Raw genomic sequence first — 20,156 nt, 5'->3', positions numbered from 1 at the left:
TCTTCTCACTTCCGCACGACAGCCATCGAAGGAGCCGCCGCATGGCCGCCGTCGACATCAGCCCCGCCGCGGCACTGCACCGCAGAGCCCAGTACCCCACCGCCTGCGCACTCGTCTACGAGGGCCATGAGATCTCTGCCGCCCGACTCAGCCACAGGACGGCCGAGTTGGCCGCCGGGCTGGCCGAACGTGGACTGCGGCGCGGCGACCGGGTCGCCTACCTCGGCCTCAACAGCGTGACCTTCTTCGAGACGCTGCTGGCCGCGGCCCACCTAGGGGCGGTCTTCGTGCCGGTCAACTTCCGGCTCGCGGCCGAGGAGGTGCGCCACATCCTCAGCGACAGCGGTGCGCACACCCTGGTCGTCGAGGAGGGCCATCGCGCACTCGTCGAGTCGGTGATGAGCGACATACCCGCCCGCTTCCACGTGCTGGTCGACACAGATCCGCGATGCCCCGCGGCCACCGCGCCCCCCGCCGTCTGGACACCGCTCTCGGAGCTGCTCGGAGCCGACCGACGTGGCACGGAGCCGGTGGCCCTGTACGACGACGACCTGGCGGCGCTCATGTACACGTCCGGCACGACCGGCCGACCCAAGGGTGTCATGCTCACCCACGGCAACCTCTGGTGGAATGCGGTCAACGTCGAAAGTGTCGTGGACACCCGCCCGGACGACGTGAACCTCGCCGTCGCACCGCTCTTCCACATCGGCGGCCTCAACGCCCTCACCCTGCGCACCCTCGTGCGCGGCGGCACCGTCGTCGTGCGCCGCGGCTTCGACCCCGCCCAGTGCCTGGAGGACCTCGTCCAGCACCGCGTGACGACCCTGTTCGCGGTCCCCGCGATGTACGGCGCCCTGACCCGCGTGCCCGGCTTCGCCGCGGCCGACCTCTCCGCCCTGCGATCCGCGATCGTCGCGGGCGCCCCCGTCCCGCCCCAGCTGATCAGGAACTACGAAGAACGCGGCATCCTGCTCCAGCAGGCGTGGGGGCTGACCGAGACCGCGCCCTTCGCCAGCTACCTCCCGGCCGGGCTCACGGCGGAGAAGGCCGGATCGGCCGGCGCACCCATGCCGTACACGGAGATCCGCATCGTCGACCCGGTCACCGGGGTGGGCGTGCAGGACGCGGACACGCGCGGGGAGATCTGCGTGCGCGGCCCGAATGTCACGCCCGGCTACTGGAACAACCCCGAGGCCACCCGTGCCGCCTTCGACGACGCGGGCTGGTTCCACAGCGGCGACATCGCGCATCGGGACAAGGACGGCTTCTACTACATCGTCGACCGCCTCAAGGACATGATCATCAGCGGCGGGGAGAACGTGTACCCGGCCGAGGTCGAGCGCGTTCTCGCCGCTTACCCGGGTGTCCTGGAGGCGGCCGTCATCGGCGTCCCGCATCCGAAGTGGGGCGAGACCGTGCTCGCCGTGCTGACCTGCGAGCCCGGGACCACGCCCACACTGGAGGAGGTGCGCGCCTTCACCGGCGGGCACCTGGCCCGCTACAAGCTGCCCACCCAGGTGCTGATCGCCGAACAACTGCCCCGCAACGCCAGCGGCAAGCTGGTCAAGTCCGAACTGCGGAGCTGGGTCGAGAACCAGCGCCCCGCAGAGACACCGTGAGCCGGCCATGAACATCCACACCGCCGTCGTACCGGCACCGCCCGAACCCGTCCTGGGTACCGACTGGACGCTGCGCCCGCTCGACGAGCCCGCCACGGTGACCCCGCAGACGGCGCGCACGTATGCCGTCACCGAGGCCCAGGGCGGCCCGACGCTGCTCCTGCGCGTCCACCGCGTCGCCCACCACCCGCTGCACAGCTGCTATCCGTACGGCACCCACGACCTTGCCCTGGGCCTGGTCCTCCCCTACCAGGGGCCGTCCGGCCCGGCGCTTGCCGCGAAACTGCTGCGCGCCCTCGTCCCCGCACTCTTCCTCGCCGACCCCCGCTGCCGCCGCATCGTCGCCGCACCGGACGAGAGCGACACCGTCACCCAGGCCGCCCTTGAGGCGGGCGGACTCCTCCGGGTCACCGAGGCCGACCTGCCCGACGCCAGCGTGGTCCTGTTCGCCGCCGAACCGCCGGACCTCGCCGACATGTCCACCGCCCTCGACGACATGCCCCACTGACCACCGCCTCACCGCGTGGAGGGGTGGAGAGGAGCAAGCTCGGCCCAGATGGTCTTGCCGGTGCAGGTGTAGCGCGTACCCCATCTTCGGGTGAGCTCGGCGACCATGAACAGGCCGCGGCCGCCCTCGTCGAACACCCGGGCGCGGCGGAGGTGCGGACTGGTGCTGCTGGCGTCGGAGACTTCGCAGATCAGTGCCTCGTCCTTGATCAGCCTGAGGCGGATCGGGCCGCTGGCGTACCGGATGGCGTTCGTCACCAGCTCGCTGATGACCAGTTCCGTGACGAACGCGGTTTCCTCCAGGCCCCATGCGGCCAGCCGGTCGCAGGCGCGGCGGCGGGTCTCGGCGACGACCGCGGGATCGACGGGAACGTCCCAGGAGGCGACGCGGTCCTCGCCGAAGAGGCGGGTGCGGACCAGGAGCAGGGCGATGTCGTCGGTGCGCGCTTCGGGGCTCAGGGTGCCCAGGACGGTGTCGCACAGCGCTGCGAGCGAGGATGCGGGCCGGGCCAGAGCGTGGCGCAGGGCGTCGAGTCCCTCGTCGAGGTCGCGATCGCCGGCCGAGAGGAGGCCGTCGGTGAACAGGGCGAGCAGGCTTCCTTCGGGCACGGTGACCTCGGCCGCCTCGAAGGGCAGGCTGCCCAGACCCAGAGGCGGGCCGGCAGGCAGGTCGAGGACCGTGCCGGTGCCGTCCGGGTGCACCAGGATCGGCGGGGGATGGCCGGCCCGGGCAAGGGAGCAGATACCGGAGAGGGGGTCGTAGACCGCGTACAGGCAACTGGCTCCGATGGCGCCGGGGATCTCACCGGTGGCGACGGTGTCGTCCTCGGTGTGGGTGACGATGTCGTCGAGGTGGGTGAGAAGCTCGTCGGGCGGGAGGTCGATGTCGGCGAGGGTGCGCACCGCCGTACGCAGGCGGCCCATGGTGGCTGAGGCGTTGATGCCGTGGCCGACGACATCGCCGACGACCAGACCGACGCGGCCGCCGGGCAGCGGGATCACGTCGTACCAATCGCCGCCCGCCTGCGTGCCGCCGCCCGCAGGGAGATAACGGGAAGCCGTCTCCACGGCAGGAAGCGTGGTCGGGCCGTGCGGCAGCAGGTTGCGTTGCAGCGCCAGCGAGATGCCGCGTTCGCGGGTGAATCGGCGGGCGTTGTCCAGGCAGACCGCGGCCCGCGCGACCAGGTCCTCGGTGACGGCCAGATCGTCAGGGCCGAATGGCTCGCGAGGTGAGCATCTGGCGAACATGGCTGCTCCGAGGGTGGTGCCACGGGCGCGGATGGGTACGGCGATCAGCGAATGCACTCCGCGCGCGCGGGCCTGCGCCGCCTGGACAGGGTCGTCGGCGAACCAGCGGACGACCTGGGAGTCGTTGACGTGGTGCCGTTGCGCCCGGCCGCTGGCCAGACACCGGGCGATCGGCGAAGAATCAACATGGTTGCTGATCTCATCCGTGGCCGGATGCTCTCCGGACGTCGCGGACGCCACCCTGTATGCCGCCCGGCGCAGCGGGACGGGACCGGACAGGACAGGTGGGGGCACATCGCCCTGGAAGACGGGGTCGAGCAGGTCCACGCTGACGAGGTCGGCGAAGCGGGGTACGGCGACCTCGGTGAGCTCGCGTGCGGTGCCCACCACGTCCAGGCTGGCGCCGATGTGGGTCCGGGCCTCACTCACGAGGGCCAGCCGCTCCCGGGACTCGTACTGCTGGGAGTAGTCGTACGCCGACAGACCCACCCCATGCACCTGGCTGGCTTCGTCCCTGAGCGGGAAGATGTCGAGAGCCCAGGCGTGCGCCTTCGGCTCGCCCGGAAGCCTCGCGAAGGGCTCGGTGAATTCGGGCTTCCCGGTCTGAAGAACCCGGCGGATCCGCTGCTCGACTTCCTCGTATGCGGGGCCCTGAAGGATCTCGGCCATGAACCGGCCGCGGAAGTCGTGCTCGGAGAGGCCCGTCGCCTGCTTCGTCACCTCGTTGCCGAACAGTATGCGTCCCTCGCGGTCATAGATGGAAAGGGAGAGGGGCTGCTCCTGGAACATCCATCGCATGAGTGAGCACTCGTCCGGGGAGTCCGTCCTGGGTACGGCAATCACCAGGTACCCGGTCGGCCGCTTGTCGGACGGCAGCGGATAGAGGCGCACCTGGGCATCCGACAGCCTGCCGTCCCGGTGCCTCAGCACTGCCCAGTCAGCGGTGAACAGATCGGCCAGAGGCTTGCCGATGACCTCTTCGGGGGCATGGCCCCACAGCGTCTGGGCGCCGCTGCTCCAATGGGTCACCCGGCCGTCCGGGTCCGTGACCGCGATGGCCGCGGCCGTGCCGAGGAAGGACCCTGTCGACGCCGGAGGGAGTCGGCCGGGCGGCTCGTCGGACGTCATTGTCGTGTCCTTGGTGGCCTTGTTGTCGTGCCCTAGCGGCCTTGTTGCCGGACTTGCTGACCATGTTCACGATCCCCCTGAGGGTGGCAGGTTTCAAGCCGGGCGGCCACGCCGCGCGCTGGTCGGCGTGCCGGGCGTCCGAGGGGAGTGCAGGGGGCGGGGCACGGGCCGCCGTCCGGCAGGAGCCCGGACGTGTGCTGCACCGTGGCACACGGGCTAGGTCCGGCCTCCGGGTGCGGGTGACCGTGGCTGCGTGCTTGCAGCAACCGCCATCTCCCAGAGCGCCGCCGACCCGCTGTCCGGGCTGGTGCTGCGCGACGTACCGGTACCTCACCCGAAGCCCGGCTGGTCCCGGGTACGGGTCGTGGCCTCTTCCCTGAACATGCACGACCTGTGGACGCTGCGGGGCGTGGGCCATCCCCCGGAGCGCCTTCCCATCGTGCTCGGCTGCGACGCGGCCGGATACGACGAGGACGGCAACGAGGTCATCGTGCATCCGGTGCTTGGCGACCCGGACGCGGGCGGGGGCGACGAGACGCTCGACCCGAATCGTGCGCTGCTGTCCGAACAGCACGACGGGGCCTTCGCCGAGTACCTGACCGTGCCCACCCGCAACCTGGTGCCGAAGCCCGCGTGGCTGTCCTTCGACGAGGCGGCCTGCCTGCCGGTCGCCTGGGGCACCGCCTACCGCATGCTCTTCACCCAGGCCCGGATCACCGCCGGCGACCGGGTGCTCGTACAGGGCGCGGGCGGCGGGGTCGCCTCCGCCGCCATCCGGCTCGCGGTGGCCGCCGGGGCCGTCGTCTACGCCACCAGCCGCAGCGAGGCCAAGCGTGCCGAGGCCCTCACCTGGGGGGTGCGCGCCGCGCTGGCCCCCGGTGAGCGGCTGCCCGAGCGGGTGGACGTCGTGATCGAGACGGTCGGCGAGGCGACCTGGTCCCATTCGCTGAAGTCGCTGCGGCGAGGCGGCACGGTCGTGATCGCGGGAGCGACGAGCGGCGCCAACCCGCCCGCGGACCTGGCCCGCATCTTCTACCTCCAGGGACGTGTCCTTGGCTCCACCGGCTGCACCCGTGGCGAGCTCGTCGCGCTGCTCCGGCTGATGGAGGCCACCGGAGTCCGCCCTGTGATCGACCGCACCCTGCCCCTCACGGACATCCACAAGGGCTTCCAGCTCATGATCGACGGCGGTCTGACCGGGAAGCTCGTCATCCACCCGTCGGCCCCGCAGAGTTAAGGACCCTCTCCCATGACCGCAGCTGTCGTCGGGCTCTCGCACTCGCCCCTGATCGGCAGGAACGACCCCGAGCCCGAGGTTCTGGCCCGCGTCGACGAGGCCGTCGAGAGCGCCAGGGCCTTCGTCCGTCGCTTCGACCCGGAGCTCGTCGTCCTCTACGCGCCCGACCACTACAACGGCTTCTTCTACAAGGAGATGCCCCCGTTCTGCCTGGCCACCGAGGCCCACGCGGTGGGCGACTTCGGTTCCCAGGGCGGGCCGCTGTCGGTCGACACCGACACCGCCAAGACGCTGGCCAAGGGGGTGCTCGACCGCGGCATCGATCTCACCGTCTCGGCCCGGATGACCGTGGACCACGGCTTCGCGCAGCCCCTGGAGGTGCTCTTCGGCGGTATCGACCGCGTGCCGGTGGTGCCCGTCTTCGTCAACGGCGTGGCGACCCCGCTCGGCCCGGTCAGCCGTATCCGCGCACTCGGCACCGCGGTCGGTCAGGCCGCGGCCGACCTGGACAAGCGGGTGCTGTTCGTCGCCTCCGGTGGTCTGTCCCACGATCCGCCGGTGCCGGTGCTCGACGGCGCACCGCCCCGGGTCGCCGACGCGCTCATCGAGGGAAACCCGCCCACCCCGGAGCAGCGTGCGAAGGGCGAGGAGCGGGTCGTCCAGGCCGGCCGCGACTACGCCGCCGGGTCGACGAAGATGATCCCGATCAACCCCGCCTGGGACAACCTCCTCCTCGACCACCTGGAGCGCGGCGACCTCGCGGAGTTCGACTCCTGGACCGTCGACGACATGGCCGCACAGGGCGGCGGCTCCGCCCACGAGGTCCGCACCTGGATCGCGGCGTACGCCTCCCTCGCGGCCACCGGCAAGTACGAGATGACGTCCCGCTTCTACGAGGCCATCCCCGCCTGGATCGCCGGATTCGCCGTGACCACGGCGGAAGGGCGGTGACCGGCATGGCAGTCACACCCGTCGAACTGGCGGCCGCCCGGCTCGCCGCCGCATTCGCCGAGGGACGGCCCGTGGCCCCGGTACGCGATCTGCTCGGTACCCAGGACGTCGACGCCGCGTACGCCGTACAGCAGGAACTCACCCGCAGCAGAGTGGACAGCGGTGCGGTCGTCGTCGGCCGCAAGATCGGCCTGACCTCCCCGGCCGTCCAGCGCCAACTCGGCGTCGACCAGCCTGACTTCGGGGTGCTCTTCGCCGACATGGACGTCTCCGCCGAGGCCGAGGTCCCCTCCGGCAGGCTGCTGCAGCCCAAGGCCGAGGCGGAGATCGCCTTCGTCCTCAAGGAGGACCTGGCCGACGGCGACCTGGACCCGGCGCAGGTGCGCGCTGCGGTCGACTACGCCGTGGCCGCGCTGGAGATCGTCGACAGCCGTATCGCCGACTGGGACATCTCCCTCACCGACACGGTCGCCGACAACGCCTCCAGCGGACTGTTCGTGCTGGCGGAACGCCGCCTCACGCTGGACGAGTTCGAGCCCCGCGAGACCGTGATGCGGCTGTACGCCGACGACGTCCTCGTCTCCGAGGGCAACGGCGCCGCCTGCCTCGGCGACCCCCTGAACGCGCTGGCCTGGCTCGCCCGGACGGCCCGTGACCTGGGTGACCCGTTGCGCGCCGGACAAGTCGTCCTCTCCGGCGCGCTGGGCCCGATGGTCCCGGCCCCGCCCGGCACCCGGATCCGCGCCGAGATCAGCTCGCTCGGCGAGGTCACCGCCGCATTCTCCGAGAAGAGGGACGCATGACTTCCCCCAAGACGTCGAAGACCAAGGTCGCCATCATCGGGTCGGGCAACATCGGCACCGACCTGATGATCAAGATCCTCCGCCTGTCGGACACCCTCGAAGTGGCCGCCATGGTGGGCATCGACCCGGAGTCCGACGGCCTCGCCCGCGCCGCCCGACTGAAGGTCCCGACGACCCACGAGGGCGTCGAGGGCCTGATCGCACTGCCGGACTTCGACGACATCGAAATCGTCTTCGACGCGACCTCGGCCAGGGCCCACCTGGCCAACGCCCACCGGCTCGCACCCTTCGGAAAGCGGCTCATCGACCTCACCCCCGCCGCCATCGGCCCGTTCGTCGTCCCGCCCGTCAACCTCGACGAGCACCTGGCGGCCGGCGCGGACAACCTCAACATGGTCACCTGCGGCGGCCAGGCCACCATCCCCATGGTCGCGGCCGTCTCCGCGGTGACCGACGTCCACTATGCGGAGATCGTCGCCTCCATCGCCTCCAAGTCGGCGGGGCCGGGCACGCGCGCCAACATCGACGAGTTCACCGAGACCACCTCCCACGCCATCGAGAGCGTCGGCGGAGCGGCCCGCGGCAAGGCGGTCATCGTCCTCAACCCCGCCGAACCCCCGCTGATCATGCGAGACACCGTCTTCTGCCTCATCGGGGACGCGGACCACGACGCCATCCGAGCCTCCGTCAAGGAGATGGCCGAGCGGGTCGCCCAGTACGTGCCGGGCTACCGCCTCAAGCAGGAGGTGCAGTTCACCCCGATCGCGGAAGGCGAGCCCGTGCACACCCTGCTCCCCGAGGGCGCGGGCCCGGTGACCACCCGTGTCTCGGTGTTCCTTGAAGTCGAGGGCGCCGCCCACTACCTGCCCGCCTACGCCGGAAACCTCGACATCATGACCTCGGCCGCCCTGCGCACCGCCGAGTCGATCGCCCGACACAGCACCACCGTCACCGCGGAGGCCTGCCGATGACTCACCGGCTCTACATACAGGACGTGACCCTGCGGGACGGCATGCACGCCATCCGGCACCGCATCGATCCTGCCGACGTGGGCCGCATCGCGGCCGCCCTCGACGCAGCCGGCGTCGACGCCATCGAGGTCGCCCACGGCGACGGACTCGCCGGCGGCTCCCTCAACTACGGCCCGGGCAGCCACACCGACTGGGAGTGGATCGAGGCCGCGGCGGACGCGATCGACAACGCCGTCCTCACCACCCTCCTCCTGCCCGGCATCGGCACCATCGCCGAACTGGAGCGCGCCTACGCCCTCGGCGTCCGCTCGGTGCGCATCGCCACCCACTGCACCGAGGCCGACATCTCGGCCCAGCACATCGCCAAGGCGCGCGAGCTGGGCATGGACGTCTCGGGCTTCCTGATGATGAGCCACATGGCCGAGGCGCCCCAACTCGCCGCGCAGGCAAAGCTCATGGAGTCCTACGGCGCCCAGTGCGTCTACGTCACCGACTCCGGCGGCCGCCTCACCCTGGACGGTGTACGCGAACGGGTCCGCGCCTACCGCGACGTACTCGACGAGAGCACGCAGATCGGCATCCACGCGCACGAGAACCTCTCCCTGTCGGTCGCCAACAGTGTCGTCGCCGTCGAGGAGGGCGTCACCCGCGTCGACGCCTCCCTGGCCGGACAAGGAGCGGGTGCCGGAAACTGCCCCATCGAGGCGTTCATCGCCGTGGCGAACATCCAGGGCTGGAAGCACGGCTGCGACCTGTTCGACCTCCAGGACGCCGCCGACGACCTGGTCCGCCCCCTGCGCGACCGCCCCGTGCAAGTCGACCGCGAGACGCTCACCCTCGGCTACGGCGGCGTCTACTCCTCCTTCCTGCGCCACGCGGAGATCGCCGCCGAGCGCTACGGCGTCGACGCCCGAACCCTCCTGCTGGAAGTCGGCCGGCGCGGCCTGGTCGGAGGCCAGGAGGACATGATCGTGGACATCGCACTCGACTTGATGTCCAACCCGGCCACCAGGCCCGTGAACTGACACGGAGGTCCATCAGGCCGGCGTTGCGGTCGCTGTGCACGGCCAGTTCAACCAGCGGGGACCGGGTGCGAAAGGCGCGCACGACGCGGGCAGCAGGGATGCGGCGATGGCGGGGAAGGTGCCGATTTGCAGGCCCGCCGCAACGCCACGCAGTCCGCGCGCTCGGCGGCGGTGATCTGAAACGCCTCGCACATCGTGGTCGCCCGGAGGGCTGGGATCTCGACTGAAGCCGTTGTCGTCGCCGTTCCGCGATCCTTACAACCTGGCGATCCAATCCGTCACGACGCGCAGGGCGTCGGCGTTGTTTTTCTCAATGATCATCCCGTGGCCGTTGCCGTGCACGCCGTGGTCGGCGAGGCGCACCAGCGCGACGTCGCAGCCTGCCTGCTCGAGGAACGCGACGAGGTGGCCGTCGAAGTGCACGAACGGCGACGCGGGCGCGCTGACGACCGCAATCGGGAAACGGCTGAGGTTGGCAAGCCTGCGCGCCGGCTCCTCCTGGAGGGTCATCGGGATCCCGCCGTCCGCGGGCGGCTCGTGCGTCACCAGCCGCAACTCGTCGGCACTCACCGCCGGTGGGTCGAAGGTAAACGGGGCGGAGGCGATGCCCCACGTCAGGTCGAGGCCGGCCTCCGGCATCTTGAGGAACGGCGGGCCGAGGACCTCGAGGGCGACGAAGGCCTTGACGAGGTGCGGCCGCGCGTCGGCGGCCAGGAACGCGCCTGGACCGCCCGCCGAGTGCGCGACGATGACGGCTGGGCCAATGCGGTCGAGCAACGCGGCCAGCCGCGCCTGCTCGAGGGAGTGCATCTCGGGTTGGTTGGCGAGCACCGGGCCGCTCGAGGCCAGCCACTGGTCGGACAGAGGATCGTCGAGCTTGCGGGCACCCGGCCACTGCGTATGCAGGTGCGCGGTCGGATGCGAGCCGGGACCCTCGGTCGGCGGCACGAAGATCGGCTCCAGGAACTCAGTCCCAAGGACCGGGCTCATCGGCCCGAGAACGTCCGGGTGGTGCGGCGACCGTCCGTGGCCCGGCCGATCGACGACGTATACGGCGTAGCCCTGATCAACCAGGAGCGGGGCCCAGCCCGGCCGGCCGTCGGGCGTCGTCAGGTAGTCGAGCCCCTGACCGCCGCCTCCATGCACGAGCACCAGCGGCACCGGGAAGCGTCTTTCTTCCGGCTCGTACCACTCGACGTACATCGGCCCGCGCAGCACGGTTCCCAGCGGTCCCTCGACCCGCTCGCCGCCGACCCAGAACGACCCGCGGCGACCAGACGCCGTCCAGCCGTGATCCTCACCCATGTTGTTCCTCCCGAGCACTGCGTCCCTGTGTGCGAGATCGGTGGCTACCCGACTCTGTACGTCAGGCTACCTGACACTCTACCGTGACCGGCATGACGACAACCGGAAACATCGACACCATCACCGACAGCGAGCTTCAGGCGGCCCGAGAGCGCTACCGCGTCGAACGGGACAAGCGACTGCGGCCTGATGCCAACGACCAGTACATCGAGGTCACTGGTGAGTACGAGAGCTACGTCGCTGACCCCTACGTCGAGCCCGGCTTCACCCGCGACCCCGTCGTTCGCGATGTCCAGGTCCTGATCATGGGGGCGGGGTTCAGCGGGCTGCTCGCCGCAGCGCGTCTGCGCGACGCCGGCATCGATGACTTCGCCATCATCGAGAAGGCCGGCGACGTCGGCGGCACCTGGTACTGGAATCGCTATCCGGGCGCGCAGTGCGACATCGAGAGCTACATCTACCTCCCCCTTCTGGAGGAAACGGGCTACCTCCCGATCGAGAAGTACAGCCGCGCGCCCGAGATCCGACAGCACGCCATCCGGATCGCCCAGTTCTACGACCTCTACCCCCGGCTGCTGTTCCAGACCGAGCTCCGCGAACTCCGCTGGGATCCCACCGACTCGCGCTGGCACGCGAGCACCGACCGTGACGATCGCATCAGCGCCCGTTACGTCATCCTCTCCAACGGGCCGGTGAACCGCCCGAAGCTGCCCGGCATCCCGGGAATCACCACCTTCACCGGCCACACGTTCCACACCAGCCGCTGGGACTACGCCTACACCGGGGGCGATGAGGGCGGAGGCCTCGAAGGCCTCGCCGACAAGCGCGTCGCCGTCATCGGCACCGGCGCCACCGCCATCCAGTGCGTGCCCCACCTCGGCCGCTACGCAGAGCACCTGTACGTCGTCCAGCGGACTCCGTCCGCCGTGGACGTCCGGGGCAATCGGCCCACCGATCCCGAGTGGGCGGCCACGCTCAAGCCCGGTTGGCAGCGCGAGCGGATGCGCAACTTCAACGCGCTCGTCAACCCAGCCTCCCTCTTTCTCGGGTCCGCTCCGAGCGAGGACCTCGTCGCCGACGGCTGGACCTCCCTGTTGGGCAGCACCATGTCGGCGAGCCTCGAGGCCGCGCAGTCCGGTGCCACCGGCGACGACGTCGGTGTCGCCTACGAACGCGCCGACCTCGCCCACATGAACCGGATCCGCCGACGCGTCGACGAGATCGTCGACGACCCTGACACGGCAGAGAAGCTCAAGGCCTGGTACCGGACGTTCTGCAAGCGCCCGACCTTCAACGACGACTACCTGCCCACCTTCAACCGACCCAACGTCACCCTTCTGGACACCGAGGGCCGAGGCGTCGAGCGCGTCACCGAGCAGGGGATCGTCGTCAACGGCGTCGAGTACGAGGTCGACTGCATCATCTTCGCCACGGGGTTCGAGATCGGCACCAACTACACCCGCCGATTCGGGTTCGAGATCATCGGACGAGACGGCGCCACGCTCTCGGCGCACTGGGCCCAGGGGCCGCGCACCCTCCACGGCTACTACAGCGACGGCTTCCCGAACTGCTTCTTCACCGGCCTCAACCAGAACGCCTTCACCCCGAACTTCTGCCACATCCTCGACGAGCAGGTCGAGCACATCACCAGCGTCTTGCTCGAGGCCGAGCGCCGAGGCAGTCACAGCGTCGAGCCCACCGCCGACGCCGTTGAGGGCTGGGTCCAGGAGATCGCCGCGACCCAAATGCCCTTCACCACCGAGCTCCAAACCACATGCACCCCGGGCTACTACAACGGCGAAGGCGCCACTGGGAAGGGGAAAGGGCTCCTCGAAGGGCTCTACGGGTTCGGGTCCGACGCCTACTTCGAAGTCGTCCGCACGTGGCGCGAGAACGGCATGCCCGGTCTCGCCTTCGCCCGACGCGACACGGAGGTGAGTCCAAATGCCGACTGAGCTTCCGCCCAGTCCCCGCACACCAGCCTTCGTGCAGATGCTTGCCGGCTGCTGCGTCCCAACCCGTACATGTCGCGCTGCCGGCGCAAGCACGGCACGACGTTCTCGCTGCGGATCCTCACGCAGTCGCCGATCGTCGTCCTCAGCGGCCGGCACCGAGGCCGGTCACCACGGCATCGGCCTGCTCGTCGTCGAGCGCGGCATGGAGGGTTTCGGGCGCGGCCGCAACCTCGACAAGATCGGGCTGCACGCCCAGGACACCTACCCGAATGTTCGTCGACGACCGCGTGCGTAAGCACGTCGCCGGCCGGCTCGACGCCGTCGGGGCCTCGCAGGCGAAGTACTGGGCCACCGAGCTGCAGAACAAGCTGGTCAACCAGGGCGTCCAGCTGCACGGCGGCTACGGCTACATGCTCGAGTACCGCCTCGGCCGGGCCTACCTCGACGGCCGGATCTCCACCCTCCACGGCGGCACTACCGAGATCCAGAAGGAGATCATCGGCCGCTCGCTCGGCCTCTGAGCCGGCCCCCACCGCTATTCGGAAGGAACACGATGGACTTCAACCTGCCCGAGACCGCGCTGGCCGTGCGGGACGGCGTACGCGCTGTCGCCGCCAGGTACGACCACGCCTACTGGTCGGAGTGCGAGGAGGCGCACCGTTTTCCCACCGAGGTGTTCACCGACCTCGGGAAGGGCGGCTGGTTCGGACTCAACATCCCCGAGGAGTACGGCGGCGGCGGCCAGGGCCTGCTCGAGGTCGCCGTCGCCAACGAGACCCTGTGCGCGTCCGGCGGCGGCGCCGGCACCTTCTTCTACGTGACGACACCCGGGTTCGGGGCGACCACGCTGGTGCGGCATGGCACCGAGGAGCAGAAGAGAGAGATCCTGCCCGGGATCGCCGCCGGCGACGTCCAGTTCTGCTTCGCGCTGACCGAGCCGGACGCCGGCAGCAACGCCATCGAGATCACGACCTCGGCCCGTCGAGAGGGGGACGACTTCCTGATCAAGGGTCAGAAGGTCTGGATCTCCAACGTCGAGAACGCCGACTGGATGGTCGCGGTGACCCGCACGATCCCGGCAGCCGAGGCGAAGCAACGCTACGCCGGCTTCACGCTGTTCCTCATCGACGTCAAGGAGGCGCTCGCCGCGGGCTCGCTGACCTACACGCCGATCCCCAAGATGGGGAGCAACATCCTCTACTCGAGCCAGGTGTTCTTCGACGACGTCCGCGTGCCCGCCCGCAATGTCATCGGCGAGCTCGACCACGGCTTCAAGGTGCTCTGGGACGTGCTCAACCCCGAGCGGATCCTCGCCGCCGCCGGCGGTGTCGGCACCGCCGACGCGGCACTCGCCTACGCCGTGCAGTACGCGACGGAGCGGGAGGTGTTCGGCCGGCCGATCGGCGCCAACCAGGGCCTCCAGTTCCCCCTCGCCCAGATCAAGGCGAAGGCGGAGCTCGGCCGGCTGATGACCTACAAGGCCGCCTGGCTCTTCGATCAGGGCCTGCCCTGCGGCAACGAGGCCAACGTCGCCAAGCTCACAGGCGCCCAGGTGGCGTGGGAGGCCGCCGACCAGGCCTTCCAGACGCTCGGCGGCATGGCGTACTCCAAGGAGTACCCGGTCGAGCGGTGGCTGCGTGATGCCCGCATCGGCAAGAACATCCCCGTTGCCGAGCAGCTCGTCCTCGCGCACATCGGCACGTCGATGCTGGGGCTGCCCAAGTCGTACTGACGCCCGCCCCTCGCCCTGTGGTCGGCGGCGGAGGGTGACCGCCCGGCGTGACCCTGTCGAACCTCGGCTCCTGTGCCATCGGAGCGAGGATCGACAGCGTCGCGTACCAGTACCGAACCCTCCTCATCCCCGCCGTTCAACGAACTCCCTCCAAGACACCGCCATCGCAGACGCCACCGTCAGACGGGACCCGAAAGGCGCCGAGGAGGCAATGCGGCGCCACCCTCGTGTCCGGGCCCGTCACATGGCAAACCTCTGCGACTCAGACGCCGACGAAGCCGCGGCGACGTGCTCAGCGTCGACCCCTCGCACAGAGTTTCTGCTAGCCTGAAACTGCTCTTGGTGGCCCCGTGATGCCAAACAGGAAGCAGGCCAGTGCGGATGAGTTTCAGGTGCTCTTAAACTGTCGCTCGTTCGCGACGCGATGGGAGGGCTTGACGGTGGCAACCGAGGGCGACGTCCTGCTGGTAGGCAGCTTGCCGTTCGACAGCGCGGTGGAGCTCGCCCGGCGATACCTGCCCGCCTTCGGCGTCGCGTCGGCGTGCGGCTTCGGCCGCGTCTCGCGCGAAGAGCTGCCGGCGATCCCGCAGGCCCATCGCGACTGCGCAGTCGAACTAGAGCGCGCCGAGGTAGCGCCAGGAGCGAGCGCATCATGAGCGCCGTCAGGGGAGTAGCGGCCGGTGCGAGCGGGGCGCTCCAGCACGATGAGCTCGCGAGCGACAGCACCCCGGCGACGGCCGAGCCAGGGATCTCGTATGCGATCGGGCGGCTGCAGACGCTCGTGTTCGCCGCCATCACTGAGCGCGTCGCCCCATACGGCCTGACCACCTTGCAGTTCACCTCACTCAGCGTGCTGAACCGCCACGGGACACCGCTCTCGAACTCGCAACTGGCGCGGCGCTCGTTCATGACGCCGCAGTCGATGCACGAGGTGATCAAGCGCCTCGAAGGCGAGGGCCTGATCAAGCGCGACCCGCACCCCGATCACGCCCGCAAGCTGCTCGCAACGCTGACTGCCAAGGGCCGTCGCGTCCTTGCCGAGTGCGAGGCCGCGGTGGCGGAGTGGGAGGAGGCGTTGCTCGAGGGGTTCAGCGAGGAGGAACGCGCGGCGTTCCTGAGAATGATCAAGTGCGCAGTCAATAACGTCCACGGCGGCTTCGAGGATCCGGGGCCGGCAGCGCAGGACCGCCGCTGATGCCGAACCTGCCGGTCTGAGAGAGCTTCGAACCGCTCAGCGCCGAGTTCCTCTGCGACCCGTTCGCAGTGATGCAGTTGCTTCCGCTCGACGACGAACCGGTGTTCTACGCGCTGTCGCTCATGCCTTGCGTGGGGACGGCCGGCGCTGGAAGTGGCCTTTACACCATGCGGAGCAGATGATCGCCTACTGCCGCTACGTAACTGCGCCAGTTCGTCGCGGCCAAACCGAACCAGCGGATGGACGATCTCGCGAGCGCCCTCCTCGGCATCCACGACGAGGACCTCAAGGCCCTGACGCAGGAAGAGGTCGCCTCGATCCTGTTCTCACTCAGCTTCGAGGAGCCCGCGCGGTGGCAGCAGCTGGTCGACTACCCGGATCTCATCCCCGGCGCTGTCGACGAGATCCTCCGGCGCGACCCATCCGTTTCCGTCTGGCGACGCGTCACCAAGGCGCCCGTGACGCCTGGAGGGGTGGATTTGCCCGTCGGAGCAAAGCTCTATCTCTGGCTGGCCGCTGCCGGCCGGGACGCGAGCGCCTTCCCAGACTCCGACCACTGCGAACCCGAGCGAGACAACTCCCGCCCCACCTTGGCCTTCAGGTGCGGGATCCACTTCTGTATCGGCTCCGCGCTTGGGCGGGCGGCTCGTGCCGGAGCAGGACATCCGCTACCACCCGAGCATCTCCTTCCGCGGGCCTCGGCGTCTCATGATCCTGACGTAGGCCTGGAGTATCAGGCTCCCTGATGTATTATTGTCAGGCGACCTTACACACAACGGGAAATGACGATGACCACGACCGGCACCGCAGGGACCGGCCTGCATACCGACGTCATGGGGCTCGCCGCCCACGCGGGCGAACCCGTTGCAGGAGACCCGAATCGACTCGAGGTGCCGCGATGAACATGTTGGACGGCGTGCTGCGCGACCTCGCCGAGGAGAGCGAGTGGCTCGACAGCTACGTGACCGGACTCCCCTCCCGCGCGTGGTTGACGGTCACGACCCCGGAAGGATGGACGGTGGCCCACCAAATCGGCCACCTGCACGACACCGACCTCCTCGCGCTCGCAGCGGTCGTCGATCCAGAAGCGTTCGCGAAGGAGGCCCGCGCCGCGAGCGACGACCCCGTGAAGCGCATCGACACGGGTGCCGACGAGCTGGCGCAACTGGGTCGTGACGAGCTGATGACTCGGTGGCGGGCCGGCCGTGCCTCGCTCGCCTCCGCGCTCGCGGATGCGGCTGAAGGGCGCAGGATCCCGTGGTTCGGGCCGTCCATGGGCGCTGCATCCATGGCCACGGCGCGCCTCATGGAGACCTGGGCTCATGGGCATGACGTCGTCGAAGCGACCGGCGGCACTGTTGTCCCCACTCCGCGGGCGCGTCACGTGTGCCACCTCGGCGTGCGCGCGCGTGACTTCGCTCACGCCTCGAGGGGCGAGCTGCCTCCCGAGGTGGACGTTCGCGTCGAGCTCACTGGTCCCGACGGCGACCTGTGGACGTGGGGCGACCCGTCGGCCACCGACCGCGTGACCGGACAAGGGCACGACTTCGCGCTGCTTGCCACCCGACGGCGGCACCTCGACGACGTCGATGTGCACGCCGAGGGCCCGACGGCGACTCACTGGCTCACGCTGGTTCAGGCCTTCGCTGGACCAGCGGGCAACGATCCGCTGCGACTGGCTGATCGGTACCCCTCCGACCGCGATACGGCCCCTGCTCTAAAGAGGGGCAGGATCCGCACCGCACGTGGCGCACGGGGGTCAGGCGACGGGTAGGACGATCACGCCCCTGCCGCGAACCTTGCCCTCATCCGGCCTGGCGGTGCACGGTCGCGAAGTCGCTGAGCGGTACGTGCCGCGCGATGTCGACCGTGAGGCTGCCGGAGTCGACCAGTGATGCGAGCTTCGAGACCACGACTGCGTCGGCGCGCATGAAGATCGTCTCGGCTCGGACGCCCCGGGCGAGACCAGATGCGCGCACGAGTCCGGACTCCGATCTGCGAAGGACCCACACCATGAACGCCCAGCTTCCGCGCACCCTCTTCGACGACGACCACAACGCCTTCCGGGCGGTCGTGCGAGAGTTCGTCGAAGGTGAAGTCGTCCCGCACTTGGACCGTTGGGCAGCCGACGGCAGCGTCGATCGGAAGTTCTACCAGGCAGCCGGTCGTGTCGGGCTGCTCGGCCCAGCCGTACCCGAGCCGTACGGTGGCGGCGGAGTCGACGATTTTCGGTACAGCATGGTCATCACCGAGGAACTGTGCCGCGTGGGCGCGAACGCCGTATCGATGAGCATCGGCGGCTTCAACGACCTCGTCGCGCCGTACCTGTGCGGTCTCGGCACTGAGGAGCAAAAGCGGCGCTGGCTGCCCCGAGCCTGCTCCGGAGAGCTGGTCACCGCGATCGCGATGTCCGAGCCCGGTGCGGGCAGCGACCTGCGGGCGATACGCACCTCTGCGACGCCCGACGGCGACCACTACCGTCTCACCGGCGCGAAGACCTTCATCAGCAACGGCATCCTCGCCGACCTGGTGGTCGTCGCCGCCAAGACCGGCCCCCCGCGCGACCGGGACGGGATCAGCCTGTTCGTCGTCGAAGGCGACATGCCCGGCTTCACCCGCGGCAGGAAACTTGCCAAGATCGGGCTGGACGCCCAAGACACCGCGGAGTTGTTCTTCGACGACGTACTCGTACCCCGCACCAACCTCCTCGGCGACGAAGGGCGCGGCCTGTCATACCTGATGCACAACCTGGCGACCGAGCGGATCAGCGTGACCGTCGCCGCCATGGCGTCCATGGAACGCACCTTGCACCACACGCTGGAGTACACCCGGCAGCGCCAAGCCTTCGGCCGCGCCGTGGCCGACTTCCAGCACAACCGGTTCGTCCTCGCCGAACTGGCCACCCAGATCCAGGTCGCCCGCGTCTTCGTCGACCGCTGCGTAACCGAGCTCGTCGCCGGCACCCTGACCCCAGAGACCGCGGCAATGGCGAAACTGTGGACCACGGAACTTCAGCAGACCGTGGTGCAGCGTTGCCTGCAGCTGTACGGAGGCTACGGGTACATGCGCGAGTACCCGATCGCCCGTGACTTTCTCGACGCCCGGGTCACCACTCTCTTCGCCGGCACGAGCGAAATCATGAAAGAGATCATCGCCCGATCATTGCCGTGATCACCTGTGGCGTGGAGACATCGCCTTTGAGGAGGCAATGGGGCGATGACGAGGAGCTGGCGCCCGCCATGAAGCAGGACCCCCTGCACGATGCCGGTGCAGACATCGGTACCGGAGCCGCCCCACCACCTGCTGGTCGTTGACGATGCGCTCGACTACACCGATCTCGCCGAGTCGGCGACGCGCACGGTCTTCATCTCCAAGGCAGCGGATGTCCCGGGGGGCCTGGAGGTCCTGCGGAGCGTCGACGGCCCGAGCGCCCAGAGCTACGCCTTGGAGCGACGGATGACCGACAGTCACCCACCAGAGCAGCAGTTCCGTCCCGCCTCGCCCACCGGGCGGGTCATGATTCAGAAGGAGTGCACCACGTGGATCTCTCAGGCAAGGTAGCGATCGTCACGGGAAGCGGCCGCGGCCTCGGACTCGCCTACGCCACGGAACTCGCCCGCTGCGGCGCCGCCGTCGTTGTCAACGACGTCGACGCAGATGTGGCCGAGGCCGCGGTCTCGACGATCGCCGACATCGGCGGTAAGGCCGTGGCGGAGGTCGTCCCTGTCGGCACGCAGGAAGCCGCGCAGGCACTCGTCGACCGCGCCGTCGCTGAGTTCGGTCGCCTCGACATCCTGGTCAACAACGCGGGAATCCTGCGCGATTCGACGCTCTGGAAGATGACCGACGAGGCGTTCGACGCGGTGATTACCACCCACGTCCGAGGGACCTTCACCTGCACCCGGGCTGCGGCGATTCGGCTGCGCGAACAGGGCGACGGTGGCCGGATCATCTGCATCGGCTCCCCGACCGGCCAGGTCGGCAACTTCGGCCAGACCAATTACGCCGCCGCAAAGGCCGGCATCGTGGGCATGGTGCGCACCTGGGCGATGGAGCTGGCTCGGGCGAACATCACCGTCAACGCCGTCGTCCCGGTCGCGGCCACCGCGATGACCGAGACCGTCCCGTTCGTCCAGCCCTACATCGAGGCCCTCAAGGAAGGCCGGGCGTTGCCGCGGTACGCACGCGAGCAGCTCGGCTTCGGCACCCCGGAGGACGCGGCCGGGCTGGTCGCCTTCCTGGCCTCGGACGCCGCCCGCGACATCACCGGGCAGGCCATCGGCATCGGCGGAGACCGGCTGTCCCTGTGGAGCCATCCGACTGAGGTCGTCGTCGAGTTCGCCGACGGCACCGGCTGGAGCGCCGACGACATCGCCGCAGCCTGGCCCGGGAAGTACGCCGCGGCACACCAGACCGTCGGCCAGCAGGTCGAGCCTTCGTCCGAAGGGCAGGCCCAGTGACTGCACAAGGGCCAGTTGCC

The 20,156-nt window shown here is 69.5% G+C and carries 19 protein-coding genes and 1 pseudogene; 17 read left to right on the top strand and 3 right to left on the bottom strand.

What is annotated here, in order from left to right:
- Window positions 1–41 precede the first annotated feature (41 nt).
- A complete protein-coding gene (locus ACFY1E_RS39655) occupies window positions 42–1,619 on the top strand; it encodes a long-chain fatty acid--CoA ligase (protein WP_389085297.1) in 1,578 nt (525 codons plus the stop codon).
- Between the two features lie 7 nt (window positions 1,620–1,626).
- Complete coding sequence (locus ACFY1E_RS39650; protein WP_389085294.1) at window positions 1,627–2,127, top strand: GNAT family N-acetyltransferase; 501 nt, start codon at window positions 1,627–1,629, stop codon at window positions 2,125–2,127.
- Between the two features lie 8 nt (window positions 2,128–2,135).
- Here the strand turns inward: ACFY1E_RS39650 and ACFY1E_RS39645 are convergent, their stop codons facing one another.
- On the bottom strand, window positions 2,136–4,502 hold the full coding sequence (locus tag ACFY1E_RS39645) for a SpoIIE family protein phosphatase (protein WP_389085292.1): 2,367 nt from the start codon (window positions 4,500–4,502) through the stop codon (window positions 2,136–2,138).
- A 253-nt stretch (window positions 4,503–4,755) separates the two neighbouring features.
- On the opposite strand from ACFY1E_RS39645, the gene ACFY1E_RS39640 reads away from it, so the two are divergent.
- The 5 genes from ACFY1E_RS39640 to dmpG are packed head-to-tail and all read left to right on the top strand — an operon-like array spanning window position 4,756 to window position 9,489.
- The gene (locus tag ACFY1E_RS39640; RefSeq protein ID WP_389085289.1) at window positions 4,756–5,739 is read left to right on the top strand and encodes a zinc-binding dehydrogenase; all 984 of its coding nucleotides are present in this window, start codon (window positions 4,756–4,758) and stop codon (window positions 5,737–5,739) included.
- A gap of 12 nt (window positions 5,740–5,751) precedes the next feature.
- Window positions 5,752–6,690 carry a 3-carboxyethylcatechol 2,3-dioxygenase gene (locus ACFY1E_RS39635; RefSeq protein ID WP_389085287.1) on the top strand — a complete coding sequence of 313 codons (939 nt, stop codon included), beginning with the start codon at window positions 5,752–5,754 and terminating at the stop codon, window positions 6,688–6,690.
- Between the two features lie 5 nt (window positions 6,691–6,695).
- On the top strand, window positions 6,696–7,493 hold the full coding sequence (locus ACFY1E_RS39630; protein WP_030928114.1) for a 2-keto-4-pentenoate hydratase: 798 nt from the start codon (window positions 6,696–6,698) through the stop codon (window positions 7,491–7,493).
- Window positions 7,490–8,464, top strand: coding sequence for an acetaldehyde dehydrogenase (acetylating) (locus ACFY1E_RS39625; RefSeq protein WP_389085284.1), 975 nt, complete (start codon window positions 7,490–7,492; stop codon window positions 8,462–8,464). Before ACFY1E_RS39630 ends, ACFY1E_RS39625 begins: the two co-directional genes overlap by 4 nt.
- Complete coding sequence (gene dmpG, locus ACFY1E_RS39620) at window positions 8,461–9,489, top strand: 4-hydroxy-2-oxovalerate aldolase (protein ID WP_389085281.1); 1,029 nt, start codon at window positions 8,461–8,463, stop codon at window positions 9,487–9,489. Before ACFY1E_RS39625 ends, dmpG begins: the two co-directional genes overlap by 4 nt.
- Window positions 9,490–9,744: 255 nt before the next feature.
- Here the strand turns inward: dmpG and ACFY1E_RS39615 are convergent, their stop codons facing one another.
- On the bottom strand, window positions 9,745–10,794 hold the full coding sequence (locus ACFY1E_RS39615) for an alpha/beta hydrolase (RefSeq protein ID WP_389085279.1): 1,050 nt from the start codon (window positions 10,792–10,794) through the stop codon (window positions 9,745–9,747).
- Window positions 10,795–10,886: 92 nt separating this feature from the next.
- Between ACFY1E_RS39615 and ACFY1E_RS39610 the strand changes: the two genes are divergently transcribed.
- From ACFY1E_RS39610 to ACFY1E_RS39580, 7 genes and pseudogenes are all read left to right on the top strand, one after another.
- Entirely contained in the window at window positions 10,887–12,749 is a 1,863-nt protein-coding gene (locus tag ACFY1E_RS39610; protein WP_389085276.1) for a flavin-containing monooxygenase, read from the top strand.
- Between the two features lie 157 nt (window positions 12,750–12,906).
- A pseudogene (locus ACFY1E_RS39605) lies at window positions 12,907–13,270 on the top strand (acyl-CoA dehydrogenase family protein); the annotation flags it as partial.
- A gap of 32 nt (window positions 13,271–13,302) precedes the next feature.
- On the top strand, window positions 13,303–14,481 hold the full coding sequence (locus ACFY1E_RS39600) for an acyl-CoA dehydrogenase family protein (RefSeq protein ID WP_389085274.1): 1,179 nt from the start codon (window positions 13,303–13,305) through the stop codon (window positions 14,479–14,481).
- Between the two features lie 353 nt (window positions 14,482–14,834).
- Complete coding sequence (locus ACFY1E_RS39595; RefSeq protein WP_389085271.1) at window positions 14,835–15,137, top strand: hypothetical protein; 303 nt, start codon at window positions 14,835–14,837, stop codon at window positions 15,135–15,137.
- Complete coding sequence (locus ACFY1E_RS39590) at window positions 15,134–15,676, top strand: MarR family winged helix-turn-helix transcriptional regulator (RefSeq protein WP_389085269.1); 543 nt, start codon at window positions 15,134–15,136, stop codon at window positions 15,674–15,676. Before ACFY1E_RS39595 ends, ACFY1E_RS39590 begins: the two co-directional genes overlap by 4 nt.
- 239 nt (window positions 15,677–15,915) lie before the next feature.
- Entirely contained in the window at window positions 15,916–16,422 is a 507-nt protein-coding gene (locus ACFY1E_RS39585) for a cytochrome P450 (RefSeq protein ID WP_389085267.1), read from the top strand.
- Between the two features lie 152 nt (window positions 16,423–16,574).
- Window positions 16,575–17,450, top strand: coding sequence for a TIGR03084 family metal-binding protein (locus tag ACFY1E_RS39580; RefSeq protein WP_389085264.1), 876 nt, complete (start codon window positions 16,575–16,577; stop codon window positions 17,448–17,450).
- Window positions 17,451–17,481: 31 nt separating this feature from the next.
- On the opposite strand, the gene ACFY1E_RS39575 is transcribed toward ACFY1E_RS39580, so the two are convergent.
- The gene (locus ACFY1E_RS39575) at window positions 17,482–17,655 is read right to left on the bottom strand and encodes a hypothetical protein (protein ID WP_389085262.1); all 174 of its coding nucleotides are present in this window, start codon (window positions 17,653–17,655) and stop codon (window positions 17,482–17,484) included.
- Between the two features lie 34 nt (window positions 17,656–17,689).
- Between ACFY1E_RS39575 and ACFY1E_RS39570 the strand changes: the two genes are divergently transcribed.
- The 3 genes from ACFY1E_RS39570 to ACFY1E_RS39560 all read left to right on the top strand — a co-directional run bounded on the left by ACFY1E_RS39570 (window position 17,690) and on the right by ACFY1E_RS39560 (window position 20,136).
- Window positions 17,690–18,847 carry an acyl-CoA dehydrogenase family protein gene (locus ACFY1E_RS39570; RefSeq protein ID WP_389085259.1) on the top strand — a complete coding sequence of 386 codons (1,158 nt, stop codon included), beginning with the start codon at window positions 17,690–17,692 and terminating at the stop codon, window positions 18,845–18,847.
- A gap of 90 nt (window positions 18,848–18,937) precedes the next feature.
- Window positions 18,938–19,237 carry a hypothetical protein gene (locus ACFY1E_RS39565; protein WP_389085257.1) on the top strand — a complete coding sequence of 100 codons (300 nt, stop codon included), beginning with the start codon at window positions 18,938–18,940 and terminating at the stop codon, window positions 19,235–19,237.
- Window positions 19,207–20,136 carry an SDR family NAD(P)-dependent oxidoreductase gene (locus ACFY1E_RS39560; protein ID WP_389085254.1) on the top strand — a complete coding sequence of 310 codons (930 nt, stop codon included), beginning with the start codon at window positions 19,207–19,209 and terminating at the stop codon, window positions 20,134–20,136. The genes ACFY1E_RS39565 and ACFY1E_RS39560 overlap by 31 nt, the downstream gene beginning before the upstream one ends.
- Window positions 20,137–20,156 lie beyond the last annotated feature (20 nt).

Origin of the sequence: Streptomyces sp. NPDC001604 (assembly GCF_042893475.1) — a bacterium.
In the GTDB taxonomy this organism is placed as follows: domain Bacteria; phylum Actinomycetota; class Actinomycetes; order Streptomycetales; family Streptomycetaceae; genus Streptomyces.
This window is presented reverse-complemented; position numbering and strand designations above follow the sequence as displayed.

Bases quoted from the DNA above. Each gene is read 5' to 3' on its own strand.
- ACFY1E_RS39610 (WP_389085276.1), top strand. From the start codon at position 10,887: ATGACGACAACCGGAAACATCGACACCATCACCGACAGCGAGCTTCAG.
- ACFY1E_RS39625 (WP_389085284.1), top strand. From the start codon at position 7,490: ATGACTTCCCCCAAGACGTCGAAGACCAAGGTCGCCATCATCGGGTCG.
- ACFY1E_RS39565 (WP_389085257.1), top strand. From the start codon at position 18,938: ATGCCGGTGCAGACATCGGTACCGGAGCCGCCCCACCACCTGCTGGTC.
- ACFY1E_RS39655 (WP_389085297.1), top strand. From the start codon at position 42: ATGGCCGCCGTCGACATCAGCCCCGCCGCGGCACTGCACCGCAGAGCC.
- ACFY1E_RS39580 (WP_389085264.1), top strand. From the start codon at position 16,575: ATGAACATGTTGGACGGCGTGCTGCGCGACCTCGCCGAGGAGAGCGAG.
- ACFY1E_RS39585 (WP_389085267.1), top strand. From the start codon at position 15,916: ATGGACGATCTCGCGAGCGCCCTCCTCGGCATCCACGACGAGGACCTC.
- ACFY1E_RS39635 (WP_389085287.1), top strand. From the start codon at position 5,752: ATGACCGCAGCTGTCGTCGGGCTCTCGCACTCGCCCCTGATCGGCAGG.
- ACFY1E_RS39595 (WP_389085271.1), top strand. From the start codon at position 14,835: ATGCCAAACAGGAAGCAGGCCAGTGCGGATGAGTTTCAGGTGCTCTTA.
- ACFY1E_RS39630 (WP_030928114.1), top strand. From the start codon at position 6,696: ATGGCAGTCACACCCGTCGAACTGGCGGCCGCCCGGCTCGCCGCCGCA.
- ACFY1E_RS39650 (WP_389085294.1), top strand. From the start codon at position 1,627: ATGAACATCCACACCGCCGTCGTACCGGCACCGCCCGAACCCGTCCTG.
- ACFY1E_RS39590 (WP_389085269.1), top strand. From the start codon at position 15,134: ATGAGCGCCGTCAGGGGAGTAGCGGCCGGTGCGAGCGGGGCGCTCCAG.
- dmpG (WP_389085281.1), top strand. From the start codon at position 8,461: ATGACTCACCGGCTCTACATACAGGACGTGACCCTGCGGGACGGCATG.
- ACFY1E_RS39615 (WP_389085279.1), bottom strand. From the start codon at position 10,794: ATGGGTGAGGATCACGGCTGGACGGCGTCTGGTCGCCGCGGGTCGTTC.
- ACFY1E_RS39570 (WP_389085259.1), top strand. From the start codon at position 17,690: ATGAACGCCCAGCTTCCGCGCACCCTCTTCGACGACGACCACAACGCC.
- ACFY1E_RS39600 (WP_389085274.1), top strand. From the start codon at position 13,303: ATGGACTTCAACCTGCCCGAGACCGCGCTGGCCGTGCGGGACGGCGTA.
- ACFY1E_RS39645 (WP_389085292.1), bottom strand. From the start codon at position 4,502: ATGACGTCCGACGAGCCGCCCGGCCGACTCCCTCCGGCGTCGACAGGG.